Here is a 17568-nt window from a genome sequence, read left to right as displayed (position 1 = left end):
CGATCATGGGACTACAGGAATTCTGGTTCATCGCGATCGCCGTTCTCTTCCTCGGCTACTTCGTGCTCGAAGGATTCGACTTCGGTGTCGGCATGCTCATGCCGATCCTCGGGCGTCACAAGGATCCCGAGACGGGGGAGCGGCGGCGCCGAACCGTCCTCAACACCATCGGACCGGTGTGGGACGGCAACGAGGTATGGCTCATCACCGCCGGCGGCGCACTGTTCGCCGCCTTCCCCGAGTGGTACGCAACCTTGTTCTCCGGCTTCTACATACCGCTGTTGCTCATTCTCGTCGCGCTCATTCTGCGGATCTGCGCAATCGAATACCGCGGCAAGATCGACGATCCGGTGTGGCGCCGACGGTGTGACCTCGGCATCGGTATCGGCTCCTGGGTTCCTGCCGTGCTGTGGGGAGTGGCCTTCGCCAACATCGTGCGCGGCGTCGCCATCGACGAAAACAAGAAGGTGACGGCCGGATTCTTCGATCTGCTGAACCCATACGCGCTGCTCGGTGGCGCCACGCTCGCGCTGGTGTTCGCGTTGCACGGGGCCGTGTTCATCGCGCTCAAGACATCGGGCGACGTCCACGAGGACGCCGTGAAACTGGCTGCGCGGCTTTCGATTCCGGCGGTCCTCGTCGGCGGCGCCTTCGCGGTGTGGACGCAGCTCGCCTACGGCACCACCTGGACGTGGGCCATGGTCGGTATCGCAGCGGTAGCGCTCGTCGCCGTCGTCGCACTCACCGCCCGTGTCCGCGAGGGCTGGGCGTTCGTCTGCACCACGATCGCGGTGGCCGCGGTGGTCGTGCTGCTGTTCGGATCGCTCTACCCTGAGGTCATGCCCTCGACCACGGATCCGGCCTTCAGCCTGACCATCGAAAACGCGTCGTCGAGCCCGTACACGTTGAAGATCATGACCTGGGCCGCGGCGTTCATGACGCCGATCGTCATCGGCTACCAAGCCTGGACGTACTGGGTTTTCCGGCAACGTATCTCGTCCACATCGATCCCTGACTCGATAGGATTGTCGCTCGGTCGATCGAGGTGATTGCAGTCGTCGAGCGGTCGTCGAAAGGCCCCGTCGATCCGCGCTTGTGGCGGTACTCGCGGTCGGCGAGAGCGTATCTCGTCCTGACCGTGGTACTGGCGCTGGTGGACACCGCCGCGATCATCGTCTCCGCGGTCATGCTCGGCACCGTCCTCGCCGGGGTCATCACCTCCGATGTTCGCACTATCGGAGAATGGTCTCCGCAGCTGTGGATCTTGTTCGGTGCCATCCTGGTCCGCACTGCGACGGCTTGGCTGCAATCGCGGTACGGCCACCGAGCAGCATCGAGAGTTGTCGAGGAACTCGAAAACGAGGTGCTCGCCGCAGCGTCGGCAATGAACCCAAGAGATCTCGACGCCGAACGCGAATCCGCAGCCACCGTCGTCACGCGGGCGCTGGGCGGGTTGGCGCCCTATCTCACCGGCTACCTCCCATCACTGGTGCTCGCCGCGACCCTGACGCCGCTGACACTCGTCGTGATCGCCACGCAGGACATGACGTCGGCGTTGATCGTCTTGTTCACACTGCCGCTCATTCCGATCTTCATGATCCTGATCGGATTGCTGACCAAAGGCAGAGCAGCGGCGACGCTCGAGGCGATGACACGTTTGTCCGCCCAGCTGCTGGATCTGCTGGCGGGATTGCCGACGCTTCGTGCCCTCGGACGCGAGCATGGGCCGGCGGCGCGTGTACGTGCTCTCGGGGACGCGCATCGGCGCGCGACGATGCGGGCACTGAAGATCGCCTTTCTGTCGTCGATGGTGCTCGAACTTCTCGCCACCCTGTGCGTGGCACTCGTCGCCGTCAGCATCGGATTACGGCTGGTGTTCGGCGATATGGCGCTCGAAGCAGGCATCATCGCGCTGGTACTCGCCCCGGAGGTCTACGTGCCGCTGCGCCGCGTCGGAACCCGGTTCCACGCGGCCGAGGACGGCGTCGCGGCCGCCGACTCCGCCTTCGATGTCCTGGACCGCCGCCCGCCCGTCACCGGGGGTTCGACGGTGGTGCGGGCGACCGGCGCGCGCATCGTCCTGTCGTCGGTCTCGGCCCCAGCGCGAAACGGCTTCGCACCCTACCGACTCGACGCCGTACTCGAACCGGGATCGGTGACGGTCCTGGCCGGTGCCAACGGCTCGGGCAAGTCGACCTCCCTCGACGTTCTGCTCGGTCTGACTTCTCCGGCCGAGGGAGCAGCGACCGTCGACGGGACGGATCTCGCCGACGTCGACCGAGCGTCGTGGTGGCGTCAGGTGGCCTGGCTGCCTCAGCGTCCGGTGCTCCTGCCGGGAACCCTCGAGAACAATCTCGTGCTGACCGGAACCCGCCCTGATCCCGCAGCGCTCGACAGGATTTGTGCCGCAACAGGCTTCGACGAGGTTCTGCGCGAGTTGCCACTCGGCTGGAACACGCTTATCGGCGCGGGGGGTGTGGGGCTCTCGCTCGGGCAGTTGCAACGTCTCGCGCTGACCCGGGTGCTCACGTCCTCGGCGCCTGTCATGCTGCTCGACGAGCCGACAGCGCATCTGGACACCGCAGCCGAACGTCGCGTGCTCGGCACACTTCGCGCACTCGCTGACGAGGGACGGACGATCGTGGTGGTGGGGCACCGGCCCGCAGTTCTCGCCGCCGCCGATGCCGTGGTGACAGTGGAGGCACACCATCATGTTCGGTGACCTGCGCCGCGCGCTCGCCCTGCTGGAACTGCAGCCCACCCGCGTGGCCGTGGCCGTGGCAGCAGGAGTTGCGACACTGGGAAGCGCGCTGGCCCTGGCTGCGGTCTCCGCTTGGCTGATCACTCGGGCCTGGCAGATGCCACCCGTGCTCGACCTCACCGTCGCCGTGGTCGCGGTCCGCGCACTCGGCATTTCGCGTGGGGTGTTCCGCTACCTGGAACGACTCTCGACGCATGACACCGCACTGCGGGGAATGACGTCGGCTCGGACCCGGCTCTACGAGCGTCTGGCCAGCGGAAACCGCGCCGCGGCCGTGACCTTGCGGCGCGGAGACCTGATGGCGCGCGCAGGCTCGGATGTGGACGTGCTCGGTGACGTCGTCATACGAGCCGTCGTCCCGATCTGTGTATCGGTGATCATGATGGTTGCCGCGGTGGCTCTGTTGGCCTTCATCTCCACGGGTGCGGCCGCAATACTGTTCGTTGCGCTGCTGATCGCCGGCGTGCTGGCGCCCGTGCTGGCGGCCAGGGCAGCGGCTCTCGCAGAAACCGAGGGAGCGAACGCCAGGGCCGAGTTCGCCGAGATCGCTGTGCGGGCGCTCGATCACGGGCCGGAGCTGCGGGTGGCGGGTCGGCTCGATGAGACTGTCGAGGCTGCGAGGTCGGCCAACCGGGAGTCGGTCCGCGCACGCGACCGAGCGGCGATTCCGGGGGCATTCGCGGATGCGGCGCTGCCGCTCGCCATCGGTGCGTCGGTGCTCGGCTCGTTGCTGGTGGGAATGGCACTGTACGGCCCTACTGGGGGAACCGAGGGTGGGATGACGCCGATGGCGTTGGCGGTCATCGTGCTCGTCCCGCTGGCAGCCTTCGAGGCGACCTCCGTACTGCCGGCCGCTGCCGTCGCCTTGACCCGCGCGCGCGTGTCGGCGTCGAGGATCGTGGCGTTGCTGGACGCGGCGGAACGACCCCAGTGGGACGATCGCCAACCCCCCGCAACCCTCGGTCGCGAGGATACGGTCGGCCTCGCGACGGTGGAATCGGGAAGCCGGGTGGCGGTTGTAGGACCGAGTGGGGTTGGTAAGACGACGCTGCTCATGCAGCTCGGCGGGTTGATCCCCGCACCCATCGGGGTGATCGAGGGTGCACGTTTCTTCGCCGAGGACGCGCACCTGTTCGAGACATCGATTCTCGAGAACCTGCGGGTTGCACGTGGAGATATCGACCCGAGCGAGGCCGTCGAGATGTTGACGAAGGTGGGGCTCGGGGAGTGGATCGCCGAATTGCCGGATGGCGTGGACACGACCCTGGTAAGTGGTGCGCGGGCGGTCTCCGGGGGGCAGCGCCGACGGCTTCTTCTCGCACGGGCATTGCTGTCGGCGGCGCCGGCGTTGCTGCTCGACGAGCCGACCGAGCACCTCGACGACGCGAGTGGTAGCGAGCTGGTTCGTCGACTCCTCGATCGCGAGGACGACCTGATCGACCGCGCTCGAATCGTTGTTCTCGTCACCCACCAACTGCCCCCGGATACGCGGGCTGACCTGGTGATAGACCTCGGTGTTTCGCCGCCGGAGAAATCGCGCAAAAATCCTTTGCGAAGCTCGATTTCCGGGCGTACTTTGACGAGTACACGAGAGAGGAGGTGGTCTGAAGTTGATGAACTCTAGGACGCGTGAGGTGGCTGCCCGCTAGCCGCTACCGCTGACGGATTCACTCCGCGCGAGCGGCGAGCGAATCCCAGGCAGTTACCCGAGCCCTCGGCCCGTCCGGCCGAGACCTGACAACTCAGGTACGGCTCGGGGGTCGTCCGCTTCAGCGGTCGTCCGCTTCAGCCGATGTAGCGAGAAAGGCGAGCCGACAGCCTGGGTGCGAGCTCTCCGTCTGCGCCGACACGTTCTTCGACGTAGGCCAGATCGGCGCCTTCGACGATGCCGTACAGACGCTTCGCGCCACCTACGAGAGCGCCCGAGGTGGAGCGGATGACGACGTCGGTGGCCAGCTCCCACGAGGACTGGTTGAGCGCGTGGCCGTAGAACAACTCCACGACGCCGGTGCTGTGCGTCAGCAGCAGTTCGATGACTTCCTCGTTGTCGCTGCCCTTTTCACCTTCACCGCCGCTGATGCGCCAGAAACCGACTTCGCGTAGATCCGGGTGAGCGTAGTTGCCGTCGGAGTCGAGGCGCCAGGAGCGCGATTCCCACGCGAGGTAGGACCCGCCGTCGTGAGAGACGACGATCTGCTGCCCGAAGCGATATTCCTCGGTGGACTCAGGGTCACGTCCCTCACCCTCGCCGCGCCACACTCCGACCAACGGTAGTAATGCGAGCATTGCGGGGTTCAAGTCGGGGCCGAGTCGCAGATTGGCAGTGTCCTCGGGGTGCGGAATATCCGGCAGCCCAGGGATGTTGCGCGTCGACGCGGAAGCGAACTTGTCGGCAGCCTCGGCTATGGCCTCGTTGGCCGACCGAGTGCCGTCCGGTTCATCGGCGGCGCGATCGCTCACGATTCGTCGGTCACCAGGCGGTAGACGACATAGAGCGAGAACGCGATGATGGCGACAGCTGCAAGTGCCAGCAGAACCTCGAAGAAGATGACCACGGCAGTAGTTTAGACCCACGCGCATCAAGATCGAACCGCAGCCCCGCGCCGCGGGTGCCTACCTCGATCGAACTCCTCGTTCGTGCACGAAACTTTTCTCGAGGTGTGTCGAAGATCGCGAGAAACACGGTACGTTCCGTTGCAGGCGTCGGGGGGAACGAAAACTTCGCGCTGTCTTTTTGTTCGAGGTTTTCGGTTTGTCTGGGGAAGGATTCTGTCGATGCAGCGCCGTTTTCGTGCCGGCACCTTGATGTCCACATCTGTAGCGATTGCAGCGGCGCTGCTTCTGGTGGTGCCGGCGGCCGCATCCGCGGCGCCGGACACCGGTTCGGCCGATTCTGGTTCGGCCGACAGCGGTTCGGCCGACAGCGGTTCGGCTGGTACGGGATCCTCGGACGGGCCGAACATCGACTCGAACAATTACGCGCAGGACTGCCCCGACGTGCTGATGCTCGCGGTCTCCGGTGCGACGGACTCGGAGTCGGACCGAGATCCGCTCAACGAGGAACTGCGATCGCCCATTTCCAACTGGGTCGGAAATGTCACGATTCCGATGGGTGAGGCCAACGCGGGCAATCCCGGGACGGTCGGCTGGCTGTACGTGCCGTGGGTCTCGACCTACGGTTTCGAATTCTTCGAGGACGTGACGCCGTACCAGCCGGCGGTCGCAGATGGAATCCACTCGACGAACCGGTTGCTCGACGAGTACAAGACGAAGTGTGGCGAGGACACGAAGTTCGTCCTGCTCGGCTACAGCGTCGGCGCCGAGATCGTCGAGCGTGTAGCGATGGACATTGGCCACCGCGACCCCGAGGCTCTCGTCACCGGTGACGATGTGGCCGGCGTGGTGGCGATCGGTGACCCGTACCGACCCGCAGGCGTCCCCAACTTCGACGAACCCGGACCTTCGCGAGGCGGCTTCCAGTCCTCGGCCCCGAAGGACTACGGCACCCTGAACGAGAAGATGACATGGTCGTGCCGACCCTACGATCTCGCGTGCGATGCACCCGACGACATTCTCGCCCTGCAATTGGCACTCGGAATCCTCGGCCAGATGCGGTTGACGCTGATCAACCCCGTGCAATCGGTGGCTGATTTCGCGCACACCGTCAGCTCGGTGGCAACGCGGACCATCATCGATATCGTCAACAACGAGACCTGGCTCGAATCCGACGAAACTCTGCTCGAGGTACTGCTCAAAGTGTCCGACCAGTTGTATGAGGTCGACGCGGAGCGGGCATGGCAACAGTTGACCCCTGATCAGTTGCTCGCTGACCTGAATTGGGCGATGGGGCCGGGTGCGGCCACGGTTCGCGAGAAGATCCGGGCCGAGGGCGAAGGTCTCGTCGAGAACAACAAAGGTGTCGTCGACGTGTTCGTCGAGCCGTACATCTTCATCGGCTTCCTGCAGCACCTCACGTACTGGGACAGAAGCCCCGGTGACGCCCGCGAATGGGAGAGCGAAAAGATCGTCGCCTGGGTGACCGATCTGGCTGCGGCCGAGCGTGAACGAAAAGCAGCTGAGTCCCCACAGACCCCAGAGACCCCAGAGACGTCAGAGTCCCCAGAGACCCCTGCAGAGGGCCTTCCGGACGGTGCGAGTGAACCAGAGTCTCAGCCCCTGCCGACGCCCGGAACCGTGACCCGGGACAGCGATCTCGGCGCTTTCCTGGAGTCGCACGGATTGGTGCCGCCGGGGGTCTTCGAGCCGCAGTACAGCGCCGTGCCCGGACCGATCGAGGAACCGTCGACCGACGTCGTCCTGGAGACGACTCAGCGCTGAGTCCACCCGCCGTGATGGTCGTGAAAGCAGAAGAACCCCGCACCCATTCGAATGGGTGCGGGGTTCTTTTACTGATGCGCCGGTATCAGGCTCCGACAGTCACGTTCGCCGAGTGGACGCCCGCGCCCTCGGGGGAGATTTCGGCCTGGCCGTTGCCGGACGCAGACAGCGCGCGCAACGTCCAGGTACCGGGAGCCGCGAAGAACCGGAAGTCACCGGTGCCCGAGGCCACGACCTCGGCGGTGAATTCTCCGGTGCCGTCGAGCAGGCGCACGAACGCGCCGCCCACGGGCTCACCGTCGGCGCCGAGGACGCGGCCGGTGATGACCGTTTCCTTCTCGACGTCTACTCCGGCGGGAATTGTTTGACCTTGAACGGGTGCGCCACACATATCAGTGAACCTCCAACTCGATGGGTGCTCCGACGAGGGAGCCGTACTCGACCCAGCTACCGTCGTAGTTCTTCACGTCCGACTTGCCGAGCAATTCCTTGAGCACGAACCAGGTGTGGCTCGAACGCTCACCGATTCGGCAGTAGGCGATGGTCGCCTTGTTCTCGTCGTAGCCCTTTTCCTTGTACAGGGCTTCGAGTGCGTCGTCGTCCTTGAAGGTGCCGTCTTCGTTGGCCGTGGTGCTCCACGGGATGTTGATGGCTCCGGGGACGTGGCCGCGTTGCTGTGCCTGCTCCTGCGGAAGGTGCGCGGGAGCGAGGATCTTGCCCGAGAACTCGTCGGGCGAGCGGACGTCGACGAGATTCTTGCTGCCGATCGCGTCGATGACCTCGTCGCGGAACGCGCGAATGGACAGATCGGGCGCCGCAGCCTGGTACTTCGTCGCCTCGCGGGTGACAACGTCCTTCGACAGCGCGCGGCCATCGAGTTCCCACTTCTTGCGGCCACCGTCGATCAGCTTGACGTCCTTGTGGCCGTACAGCTTGAAGTACCAGTACGCGTAGGCGGCGAACCAGTTGTTGTTTCCGCCGTACAGGACGACGGTGTCATCGTTGGCGATGCCCTTGGCAGAGAGAAGATCGGAGAACTGACCCTGATTGAGGAAGTCGCGGCGAACCGGATCCTGGAGGTCCTTGCGCCAGTCGAGCTTCACCGCGCCTTCGATGTGACCGCCGTCGTAGGCGCTTGCGTCTTCGTCGACCTCGACGAAAACGGTCTTCGGGGCGTTCAGGTTCTGCTCGGCCCAGTCGGCAGAGACCAGGACGTCGGAGCGAGCCATGGGTTTCCTTTCGATCTAACTGTTCTTCGGTCGGTGGAGGATGGTGCTGGTCAGGCGCGAGCGGATTGTGTCCGCAGTCGCGCCACGAGGGGGTAGATCTGGCATCCGAGGCAGAACGCGAATGCTGCGTTCAGGAAGGCCGCGAACAGCGCGAAACCGGTGGCCACAGCGGCGACGACGGGCGCACCCAGAGCGAAGGCGAGCACACCGACGGCTGCGAAAGCGAAGCCGACCAGTTGAGCGAACTTCAGGGGGGCGGTCGGTTCGCGCTCGGTGGTCGGCCCCAGGCGAGGCGCGACGAAGTTGGCGAACAATGCGCCGTAGGGACTGCGGCGTGGCCCGGAGACAGCGCCGACGGCGAAGACCACGGCCTGAATCGCCAGCACCACGGCAGCGGCAGTGCTCTGCACGTTGGACAGGACGAGGACGAGGGCGAGCACCGCGGTGGTGATCCACGCAGCGAAGCGCGGGCCCCGGACGTCGACCTGGTCGACGGTGGGCCGGGTGGCTGCGCGACCGGTGGCTGTGGTTTTGACAACGGTGGGTTGGGTGTCGGAAGACATGAGGTGAAAGTGCTCCTGCGTTCGATGAGTGAACAGGCGGCTGGAAGCGATGACCATCACCAAGTGACGACATCTTCTGTTTCGATGGCCGGAAACGCCTCGAGGGGCGTCGGCAGAAATCAGCAGCAGCGACAGCAACAACCGCCCAGTCGGCACAGGTCCACTGTGCGGCGACTGGTGAGCAACAGCTCGAGGCGGGTCAACACAAGAGAGCATCCTACCGGAGAACTGTGACGGGCAGAACTAGTGGTCCGCGAGCGCTATCGATCGAGCAGGACGGATCGAAGATCGTCTGCCTTCGGAACCCCAGCGATCCGTGCGATCTCGGTGAGGTCCTCGTCGAGGACGAATGTCGTCGGAAGCGACAACACGCCCATTGCGCGGGCCAGTTCGGGATGCGCGTCGATATCTACTTCCAGTTCGACGGGCCCGTCGATGTTGCTCAAAACCTGCTGGACGACGCGACGTACGGCGGCACACGGCCCGCACCAGTCCGCGGAGAAATGCAGGACGGTGGCGGCGCCCGGTACCGCGCCCGCATCGAGCAGGAGGCCGCGCGTCCTGGGCACAGCGACACTCTCCGATTTGCGTACAGCGCCGTACCGAGCCCGATACAGGAGTCCGAAGACAGTTGCGGCCACCAGAACGATCAGCAGAATTGTGATTCCGGTCATGGCGCTTCGATCTGATCCAGGTCGATCGTCACATTCTGGGCGCCGCCCTCGATGACGATCTGGGAGCCCTCTGCGTAGACATCAGTGGGGAGGATGCCGAACGGAAGGGTCTGACGGTCGATGGTCTTGGTGAACAAGCCCAGCACGGTCGGCTTGGCGAAGTCGGGGATCGTGAAGTCGGCGTTGCCGTCCGGGCCGAAGTAGAAGTCGCTCGCGACGATTTCCACGCGTTCGCCGTCGAGCACGAGATCGGCCTGCACGCTGACCTCGGTGTCGATAGGTCCTACCGGGACCGTCCCGGTGAGAACGACCCCACCACCGGTGGTGGTGGTGGTGGGACCTGATCCACCAGATCCGCCGGTGCCGTCGGAAGGATCGGCTGGGGGTGCGGAAACCCGCAGGTCGACGATGCCGAGGAACTGGCCGAGATCTTTCGCGTCGATACGCACACGCCCTTCGAGCTCGTCCACCGGGACGGTGTTGACGGAGCCGTCGATCAGATCGGACAGCGGCACCGTCACTCCGCGCAAGTTCGCCTCGATAGTCGTGGACTCGACGTAGTCGGTGGGCACGTCCTGTGCACGGATCTCCACGTTCTGATACTTTCCGTCCGCTGCCTGGGTGACGAAGGGGAAGCCATGGATGATCACCTGCGGATCGGACGTCAAGCTCCCGCCTTCGCGGATTGCGCGCGAGACGCGGTACTCGGAGTAGGCAGCGGCCCCGAAGTCGACGATGACGGCCAACGCCAGAAAACTCACGAGCACGATGATCAGTTTGCGCATGGCGACCATTGTGACTGATGAGCCGGGCGGATCCACTTCGCGAATCCGGCACGGCGCTGCGCAGCCATCGACCGTGAGGCGCTAGTCTTGGATACTTGACATGCAGTCGGATTTCTTCGGTCGGCTGCTCTTGGATACGACTCGACACGAGGTCGACGTGACAGCGGTAAGAATGGAGGCTGTGTGGAGCTCCTGCTTCTGACCTCCGATCCCAATCCGGAGGCGGTTCTACCGTCCCTTGCGCTCCTCGCGCACCATGTCCGGCCCGCACCCACCGAGGTCTCGTCGCTGCTCGAAGCGGGAGCGGCCGATATTGCACTCGTGGACGCGCGCACCGACCTCGCTGCCGCCCGCGGTCTGTGCAGGCTTCTCGGTAGCACCGGATCGGCCATTCCCGTCGTTGCCGTACTGACCGAGGGCGGCCTCGTCGCGGTCAATTCGGAGTGGGGCCTGGACGACATTCTGCTACCGGGAATCGGACCTGCCGAACTCGACGCACGACTGCGCCTGCTGGTGGGCCGCTCGGGTGGCGTCGCCGAGGCGTCCGGAAAGATCACCCTGGGCGAACTGGTTATCGACGAGGGCACATACACCGCGCGGCTGAGAGGCCGCCCACTCGATCTGACGTACAAGGAGTTCGAACTCCTCAAGTATCTGGCGCAGCACGCCGGACGCGTGTTCACCAGGGCGCAGCTGCTGCAGGAGGTCTGGGGCTACGACTTCTTCGGTGGCACCCGCACCGTCGACGTCCACGTTCGCCGGTTGCGCGCCAAGTTGGGCACCGAGTACGAGTCGCTCATCGGCACCGTGCGCAACGTCGGTTACAAGGCCGTTCGGCCCAGTCGCAATGCCAAGGGCGCAGCCGCCTTGGCAGACGGCGACGACGATCTCGACGGCACCGACGGCGACAGCGCCGAATTCAATACGCTGAGAAGCGCCGGACATGGAAGCATCAACTGACCACATGACTGTTTCGTCGTCCATCACTTTGCTCGATTCGGCGGCGATCACCACGCCCCTCGCCGAGGACCTGCGCGCGATCTTCACTCGCGCAGCAGAACAGGACGGCACTGCTCCGCTGTCGGAACAGGCCGTCCGAGCTGTCTCTGCTGAAGGAGATGCGGTACATCTCGTCGCCACTGCCGAGGACCGAATCGTCGGCTATGCGGGGATCGAACCCAGCTCGACCACAGGTCCGGCCATGGCCGAAGCCGTTGTCGATCCGGAGTTTCGTGGGCGTGGGATCGGGCGCCGACTCGTGGAGCGGGCGTTGGACGAGGGCGGCGACGGTGCTCGCATCTGGGCGCACGGAAACTCCGCGCCTGCCCAGGCGGTCGCTGCGGCACTCGGTCTGAAAATCGTGCGCGAGCTCCTGCAGATGCGACGTCCGCTGGCCGGGACGGATCTACCCGAGGTGACGGTGCCGGGCGGTGTGTCCCTGCGCACCTACCGGGGGCATCAGGACGACGCGGAATTGCTGCGGGTGAACAATGCGGCCTTCTCGTGGCACCCTGAGCAGGGCGGATGGACCGGCCAGGACATTGCCGGACGACGCGACGAATCCTGGTTCGATCCGGCGGGTGTCTTCCTGGCCTTCGAGGAGGGCTCGGACACTCTGCTGGGATTTCACTGGACCAAGGTGCATCCGGCGGAGGCCGGTGAGGAAGAGATCGGTGAGGTCTACGTCGTCGGCATCGATCCGGCAGCGCAGGGACGCGGCCTCGGCCGAGCGTTGACGCTTGCCGGCCTGCATTACCTGCGCGGACGTCGGCTCGGCGAGGTCTTGCTCTACGTGGAATCGGACAATTCTGCCGCTGTGCACACCTACCAGCAGCTTGGTTTCACCCGGTTCCACGTCGACGCGGCTTACTCTCGCTGAGTCGAAAACCAGCGAGCTCGGGCACGTCTATCGGTGACGATGGACTCTGCCGGGACCCAGCAGCTTTCGACCTACAGCCGCCGGGACCCGGCAGGATCAGTTCGTGGGGAGTTGGTTGGTGTTCAACTCGACGGGGAGTTCACCGGTAGCGAGGAAGATCACCCGACGGCCGACCTCCACCGCATGGTCGGCAAAGCGCTCGTAGAAGCGGCCGAGCAAGGTGACGTCGACTGCCGCTGCGACGCCATGCTTCCATTCGCGGTCCATGAGAACTGTGAACAGGTGACGATGTAGGTCGTCCATGGCCTCGTCCTCTTCACGAAGCTTTGCTGCGCGCTCGGGGTCGCGCGTCTCGAGCACCTCGCGTGCGGAGGCACCCAGCTGCACGGCGATGCGGCCCATCTCGGCGAAGTAGCCGTTGACTTCCTCGGGGAGGGCGTGGTTGGGGTGGCGACGACGGGTGATCTTGGCGACGTGCAGTGCCAGGGCGCCCATCCGGTCGATGTCGGCGACGATCTGGATACCAGAGACAACGGACCGAAGGTCTCCGGCCACGGGGGCCTGCAGCGCCAGGAGAGTGAATGCCTTCTCCTCGCAGACTGCACTGAGATCGGTGATCTTGTCGTGGTCGGAGATGACTTGCTCAGCGAGAACCAAGTCTGCTTGGAGGAGTGACTGGGTAGCCGTGTCCATCGCGGATCCGGCCAGAGCGGCCATCTCACCGAGGAGATTGGCCAACTCGTTCATCTGTTCGTTGTAGGCGTCGCGCATGAGAGCGAAGTTTAGTGCCTCGGTACGACCAGTTCGTGGTCGCGTGGGTGAACGGGGCGTGAATGGATGCGCTCAGGCGCAGGTGTCGTCGGCAGCGTTGGTGTAGGCGAGATTCTCCGGAAGTGCGGGGGCCTGGGTGATTCCCTGGCCTTGGACCACCTCGACCGGTTGGCCGATCGCGGCTGGCAGCGTCGTGTACCCGGGGTAGTCGGCGCCCAGGACCACCTCGATGACATCATCGAGGCCCACCGCCTGTTCGACGATCGCTCCGGGGATGGCCGAGGCCACGGTGGCGGCGTCGGCTTCCTGCCCCGCGGTGTATCGGACGACCGTTTGCGCGGCTGTGCCGACGAAGTTACCTACGTTGAGGATCTCGAATCCGTAGTTCGCCAGCTCCTCGGATGTCGTCGCGGCCACTCCGGGCATCTCGGATGCGTTGGACACCTGTATCGATACCGTTGCTGGGTCGACTGCGACCGTGGGCACGAGCGGTGCGGGCGCTGGTTCGGACGCCGGTGTTGGGGCTTTGCGTTCCTCGCCCGGCAGCGGCAAATCCTGGATTACCGCGGTGAACAACGCCTTGATGGCGCTGTCGACGGGAATCTCGTTGCCCCACTCGTTCGTGCCGTCGGTCGGAAGCGTCAGGAATGTCACCTCGCCGGCGTCGACGTTCTGCAGCGAGCGTCCGAGCGTGATCAAGTCCTGAGTGCCGACATTCTCGACGAACGTGTCGCGGGTGAACGCGTTGACGAAGCCGTTGAGCTTGCCGGGATCGAGGAGCACGTTGTTCGACAGCGCCGAACGTAGCAGGGAGGACAGGAAGAGCTGCTGACGCTTGATCCGCCCGTAGTCGCCGTTGCCCTCGGACTCGACGTAACGCGCGCGTACGTAGTTCAGCGCCGTCCTGCCGTCGATCAGTTGTTCCCCGGCAGTGGGCAGAACAGTACCGAGTTGGTAGTCCACGAGGGGCTCGACGGTGCAGACCTCCACGCCGCCGATCTCGTCGACCATCGTCTCGAAACCGGCGAAGTCCATGCCGACGAAGTGCCCGATCTTGAGGCCGGAGATCTTCTGGATCGTTTTGACCAGACACTTGGGGCCGCCGAGTGCGTAGGTTGCGTTGAGCTTGTCGCCCTCTGCGGAGGGGTACATCTCGCCGGTGTAGGTGTTGGTGTTGTTGTCGAAGCCCTCGCACTCGGGTCGCTCGACGTCGAGATCTCGCGGGAACGAGACTGCGACGACGCGGCTGCGATCGGCAGGGATGTTGATGAGCATGACGGTGTCGGATCGGGCGCCTTCGGCATCTTCGACGGAGCCGGCGCCGATCTCCCCGCTGGCTCCTGCTCGAGTGTCCGTGCCGACGATCAGGAAGGTTTCGTCACCGTACTGTCCATCGGCGTCGATGACGTCGGCCGAGTTCGGGTCCAGTGCGGCCACCTGTGCGAACCCGCGATCGGTGTTGCGCAGATAACCCCAGACGACCCCGGTGAGCGCCACCGCGAGGATGGCGACTATCGAGACACAACCGCGCGCGATGGTGCGGATCCGGTTTCGCCGACGCACTTTGCTCATGGCCAGGCGCGTGAGAGCCGGCCGATCCTCGACGGCGACACCGACGGGCTGGGGTCGCGCGGTCACCGGGCGTGGTGTGCTCGCAGTGATCGGAGCGATCTTTTCGGTGGGAGCCTCGACTTCCGGCGCCGGGCGGCTGCCCGGCGCCCGGACGTCCTCGGGCCGTGACCACCGTTGGGGCTTCGCGGTCGGGGAAGAGTCCGGTCGGTGGATTCTCGAGATCGGGCGTTCCCAGGGTGCACGGCTTTCGGGCACAGGGGAGTTCGAATCTCGATCGTCACTCACGGATTCGAACCTTGCCTTCCTCGCGCTCACCGACGCCGAGACCCGGCGATCTCGCAATGATACTGGCGAATCCGCTGCGGTCCACTTCGCTCACGGTCTATCGCCCGTACTGGCAGCTCAGCCGCCCGAGTGCATCAGATCTGCGCCGGCGGGGACGGAGATGTCCTCGGGGTCGTCCAGCCAGCCGTCGGGAAGTGCGACTGCGCCGGGGGAGCCTTGCCTGCCTCGGGGGCCTTCGGCATCTTTGGGGAACGGAATGGTCGGATCGAGTTGCCCGAGGAGCCCGTCCAGTTCGGCGAGCGTCTTGACCAACGCCATGGAGACACGAATGTCCGACCCGGCCGGGAACCCGCGCAGGTACCAGGCCACGTGTTTGCGCAGCTCGCGCAGGCCTTTGTCCTCACCGTGGTGATCGGCCAGCAGCTCGGCGTGACGCCGAATGATCGTGGCAACCTCTCCCAGGGTCGGCGGTGTCGGCTCCTCTCGGCCGGCGAAGCGAGCGCTGAGCTCGGCGAACAACCACGGCCGTCCGAGGCATCCCCGACCGACTACGACGCCGTCGCATCCGGTTTCGGCCATCATCCGGACGGCGTCGGAGGCGGAGAAGATGTCGCCGTTGCCGAGTACCGGAACGTCGGTGACATGTTCCTTGAGCCGTGCGATCTGAGTCCAGTCCGCGGTCCCGGAGTAGCGCTGCGATGCGGTTCTGGCGTGCAACGCCACAGCTGCGGCCCCTTCTGCGGCCGCGATCCGTCCGGCGTCGAGGTGTGTGTGGTGCTCGTCGTCGATTCCGACGCGGAACTTGACGGTCACCGGAATATCGGTGCCCTCGGTGGCCTTGACCGCGGCGGCGACGATCCGTCCGAACAGGTTTCGCTTGTAGGGCAGGGCCGCTCCGCCACCCTTGCGAGTGACCTTGGGCACCGGGCAGCCGAAGTTCATGTCGATGTGGTCGGCGAGATTGTCATCGACGATCATCTTGGCGGCAGCGTAGGTGGTGTCGGGATCGACCGTGTAGAGCTGCAGCGAGCGCGGCGATTCGGTCGGCCCGAAGGTGGTCATGTGCATCGTTGCGGGCTGGCGCTCGACGAGTGCGCGAGCGGTCACCATCTCGCAGACGTACAGCCCGGATGTGCTGCCCGCGCGCGCGATCTCCTGTTCACGGCACAGCGTGCGGAACGCGACGTTGGTCACGCCCGCCATGGGTGCGAGCACCACCGGACTCCTCAGCTCGAGGGAGCCGATTCGTAGTGCAATGGGATCGGTCGCAGTCATGACAGGTGGTGCCTCGTTCGTTCTCGGGTTCGCAGGCGTGCGCCTACGAGTCGCGCCCGACACCGAGTACGGTGCCGGGCACGGATCGATCGTGCGGATCGACTCAGGAAGCCTGCTTGGCTGCCTTGGCCGCTTCGCGGGCGAGGGAGCGGTCGCGCATCTCCTCGAACTTGGTTGCTTGGCGCTCGAGGTCTTCGAGGAAGACAGCGAGTTCCTCGCGCTTGCTCTCACCGCGGCCGGTGAAGTCCTCACGCTCGAAGATGCGCCACTTGCGCAGGACCGGCCAGACGACGTCCTCGAGGTGCTGACGCAGATCGTAGATGCCGTGCTTGGCCATGAGTACACCGTTGCGACGGAAGTTCGGCATACCGGCACCGGGCATCTGGAAGTTCATCACGATGTCGGAGAGGGCCTCGAGCGTCTGATCCGGTGCGATATCGAGCGCTGCCGCGCTGATGTTGCGGTAGAAGATCATGTGCAGGTTCTCGTCGGCAGCGATGCGCTGGAGCATCCGGTCCGCGATCGGGTCGTCGCACACCTTGCCGGTGTTGCGGTGCGAGACGCGCGTCGCCAATTCCTGGAATGTCACGTACGACACCGAATGCAGCAACCCGGTCTCGGATCCGGCGGGCGAGGCGAAGCCGTTGGTCATATGGATCATGCGGGCCTGCTCGAGCGCGACGGGGTCGACACCGCGGGTGACGACGAGGTAGTCGCGCATCACGATGCCGTGGCGGTTCTCCTCCGCCGTCCACCGTCCCACCCAGGTGCCCCACGCACCGTCCCGCGAGAAGTTCTCCGCGATCTCACGGTGGTAGGAGGGCAGATTGTCCTCGGTGAGCAGGTTGGTGACCATCGCGGCCTTGGCGACGTCGGAGAGCTTGCTCTGAGCCGGGTCGTAGTCCACCCCACCCAGCTCGGCGAAGTTGCGGCCCTCGTCCCACGGCACATAATCGTGGGGGTGCCACTCCTTGGCCATGGACATGTGCCGGTTCACGTTGTCCTCCGCAACCGGAACGAGCTCCTCTAGCAGCTCCAGCTGTGTCAGATCCCTCGCCATTGCATAGCCTCCAAGAATTGCGGATATCGTTGCCCAGCCTACGGCACCGTAACCCGCTCGAACACGAGGTGAGTTACGCGAGTCACAGCCGCCAGCCGGGCTCTGTGTGGGTTTCGATTCCGGTTCGGGTTCGGGTTCGGTTTCGTCCCCCCGTGGCAGTTCGTTCTCCACTGCCCAACCGTTACCGAGTGTACGACCGGACACCTCCAGGGTGGCCCGGGTACAGCTGTCGATCTGCTGTGCATCTCGTGGCGATGGTGCCCCCAGTAGGACTCGAACCTACGACCTGCGGATTAAAAGGTCAGTGATTCACCCCCTCCGACCGGCACTCGGGGCAGTCGCATGACGAGCGACCTGTACTGCCATGTGTGCGGCG

General features: G+C 65.0%; 16 protein-coding genes. 6 read left to right on the top strand and 10 right to left on the bottom strand.

The annotated features are described in order from the left end of the window. Positions 1-5: 5 nt before the first annotated feature. From cydB to cydC, 3 genes are read left to right on the top strand one after another with little or no spacing between them, the layout of a single operon-like run. Positions 6-1049, top strand: a complete 1044-nt coding sequence (gene cydB / locus KVY23_RS23255; protein WP_075841047.1) for a cytochrome d ubiquinol oxidase subunit II — start codon at positions 6-8, stop codon at positions 1047-1049. Further along, positions 1046-2722, top strand: a complete 1677-nt coding sequence (cydD, locus tag KVY23_RS23250; protein WP_230558355.1) for a thiol reductant ABC exporter subunit CydD — start codon at positions 1046-1048, stop codon at positions 2720-2722. Before cydB ends, cydD begins: the two co-directional genes overlap by 4 nt. After that, entirely contained in the window at positions 2712-4385 is a 1674-nt protein-coding gene (cydC, locus tag KVY23_RS23245) for a thiol reductant ABC exporter subunit CydC (RefSeq protein WP_230558354.1), read from the top strand. The genes cydD and cydC overlap by 11 nt, the downstream gene beginning before the upstream one ends. A gap of 161 nt (positions 4386-4546) precedes the next feature. On the opposite strand, the gene KVY23_RS23240 is transcribed toward cydC, so the two are convergent. Further along, the gene (locus KVY23_RS23240) at positions 4547-5167 is read right to left on the bottom strand and encodes an FABP family protein (RefSeq protein ID WP_374108761.1); all 621 of its coding nucleotides are present in this window, start codon (positions 5165-5167) and stop codon (positions 4547-4549) included. Positions 5168-5536: 369 nt separating this feature from the next. Here KVY23_RS23240 and KVY23_RS23235 point away from each other — a divergent pair, with 369 nt between their 5' ends. Then, positions 5537-7099 carry a cutinase family protein gene (locus tag KVY23_RS23235; RefSeq protein ID WP_230558352.1) on the top strand — a complete coding sequence of 521 codons (1563 nt, stop codon included), beginning with the start codon at positions 5537-5539 and terminating at the stop codon, positions 7097-7099. 85 nt (positions 7100-7184) lie between these two features. Here the strand turns inward: KVY23_RS23235 and KVY23_RS23230 are convergent, their stop codons facing one another. The 5 genes from KVY23_RS23230 to KVY23_RS23210 form a co-directional block, all read right to left on the bottom strand. Continuing rightward, positions 7185-7490, bottom strand: coding sequence for a DUF1416 domain-containing protein (locus KVY23_RS23230; protein ID WP_075841050.1), 306 nt, complete (start codon positions 7488-7490; stop codon positions 7185-7187). A gap of 1 nt (position 7491) precedes the next feature. Next, on the bottom strand, positions 7492-8328 hold the full coding sequence (locus KVY23_RS23225; protein WP_075841051.1) for a sulfurtransferase: 837 nt from the start codon (positions 8326-8328) through the stop codon (positions 7492-7494). Positions 8329-8378: 50 nt separating this feature from the next. Then, a complete protein-coding gene (locus KVY23_RS23220) occupies positions 8379-8891 on the bottom strand; it encodes a DUF4395 domain-containing protein (RefSeq protein ID WP_230558351.1) in 513 nt (170 codons plus the stop codon). Between the two features lie 260 nt (positions 8892-9151). Next, positions 9152-9565 (bottom strand): thioredoxin family protein, encoded by a 414-nt coding sequence (locus tag KVY23_RS23215; protein ID WP_230558350.1) that lies wholly within the window; start codon positions 9563-9565, stop codon positions 9152-9154. After that, positions 9562-10350 (bottom strand): LmeA family phospholipid-binding protein, encoded by a 789-nt coding sequence (locus tag KVY23_RS23210; protein WP_230558349.1) that lies wholly within the window; start codon positions 10348-10350, stop codon positions 9562-9564. The genes KVY23_RS23215 and KVY23_RS23210 overlap by 4 nt, the downstream gene beginning before the upstream one ends. A 183-nt stretch (positions 10351-10533) precedes the next feature. On the opposite strand from KVY23_RS23210, the gene KVY23_RS23205 reads away from it, so the two are divergent. Continuing rightward, entirely contained in the window at positions 10534-11310 is a 777-nt protein-coding gene (locus KVY23_RS23205) for a response regulator transcription factor (RefSeq protein ID WP_230558348.1), read from the top strand. Positions 11311-11314: 4 nt separating this feature from the next. Next, the gene (gene mshD, locus KVY23_RS23200; RefSeq protein WP_230558347.1) at positions 11315-12229 is read left to right on the top strand and encodes a mycothiol synthase; all 915 of its coding nucleotides are present in this window, start codon (positions 11315-11317) and stop codon (positions 12227-12229) included. A 96-nt stretch (positions 12230-12325) separates the two neighbouring features. Here the strand turns inward: mshD and phoU are convergent, their stop codons facing one another. From phoU to KVY23_RS23180, 4 genes are all read right to left on the bottom strand, one after another. Continuing rightward, the gene (gene phoU / locus KVY23_RS23195) at positions 12326-13000 is read right to left on the bottom strand and encodes a phosphate signaling complex protein PhoU (RefSeq protein WP_230558346.1); all 675 of its coding nucleotides are present in this window, start codon (positions 12998-13000) and stop codon (positions 12326-12328) included. Between the two features lie 72 nt (positions 13001-13072). Then, positions 13073-14857, bottom strand: a complete 1785-nt coding sequence (locus KVY23_RS23190) for an LCP family protein (protein ID WP_300399616.1) — start codon at positions 14855-14857, stop codon at positions 13073-13075. A gap of 117 nt (positions 14858-14974) precedes the next feature. Further along, entirely contained in the window at positions 14975-16132 is a 1158-nt protein-coding gene (gene dusB, locus KVY23_RS23185) for a tRNA dihydrouridine synthase DusB (protein WP_230558345.1), read from the bottom strand. A 103-nt stretch (positions 16133-16235) separates the two neighbouring features. Further along, positions 16236-17192 carry an acyl-ACP desaturase gene (locus tag KVY23_RS23180; protein WP_075841054.1) on the bottom strand — a complete coding sequence of 319 codons (957 nt, stop codon included), beginning with the start codon at positions 17190-17192 and terminating at the stop codon, positions 16236-16238. Positions 17193-17568 lie beyond the last annotated feature (376 nt).

It is taken from the genome of Rhodococcus sp. I2R (assembly GCF_020889545.1).
Lineage (GTDB): Bacteria > Actinomycetota > Actinomycetes > Mycobacteriales > Mycobacteriaceae > Rhodococcoides.
Note: the sequence above shows the minus strand (reverse complement) of the source record. Positions and strands in the feature narration are given on the sequence as shown.

Bases quoted from the DNA above. Each gene is read 5' to 3' on its own strand.
- phoU (WP_230558346.1), bottom strand. From the start codon at position 13,000: ATGCGCGACGCCTACAACGAACAGATGAACGAGTTGGCCAATCTCCTC.
- KVY23_RS23210 (WP_230558349.1), bottom strand. From the start codon at position 10,350: ATGCGCAAACTGATCATCGTGCTCGTGAGTTTTCTGGCGTTGGCCGTC.
- cydB (WP_075841047.1), top strand. From the start codon at position 6: ATGGGACTACAGGAATTCTGGTTCATCGCGATCGCCGTTCTCTTCCTC.
- KVY23_RS23235 (WP_230558352.1), top strand. From the start codon at position 5,537: ATGCAGCGCCGTTTTCGTGCCGGCACCTTGATGTCCACATCTGTAGCG.
- dusB (WP_230558345.1), bottom strand. From the start codon at position 16,132: ATGACTGCGACCGATCCCATTGCACTACGAATCGGCTCCCTCGAGCTG.
- KVY23_RS23225 (WP_075841051.1), bottom strand. From the start codon at position 8,328: ATGGCTCGCTCCGACGTCCTGGTCTCTGCCGACTGGGCCGAGCAGAAC.
- KVY23_RS23180 (WP_075841054.1), bottom strand. From the start codon at position 17,192: ATGGCGAGGGATCTGACACAGCTGGAGCTGCTAGAGGAGCTCGTTCCG.
- KVY23_RS23215 (WP_230558350.1), bottom strand. From the start codon at position 9,565: ATGACCGGAATCACAATTCTGCTGATCGTTCTGGTGGCCGCAACTGTC.
- mshD (WP_230558347.1), top strand. From the start codon at position 11,315: ATGACTGTTTCGTCGTCCATCACTTTGCTCGATTCGGCGGCGATCACC.
- KVY23_RS23220 (WP_230558351.1), bottom strand. From the start codon at position 8,891: ATGTCTTCCGACACCCAACCCACCGTTGTCAAAACCACAGCCACCGGT.
- KVY23_RS23230 (WP_075841050.1), bottom strand. From the start codon at position 7,490: ATGTGTGGCGCACCCGTTCAAGGTCAAACAATTCCCGCCGGAGTAGAC.
- cydC (WP_230558354.1), top strand. From the start codon at position 2,712: ATGTTCGGTGACCTGCGCCGCGCGCTCGCCCTGCTGGAACTGCAGCCC.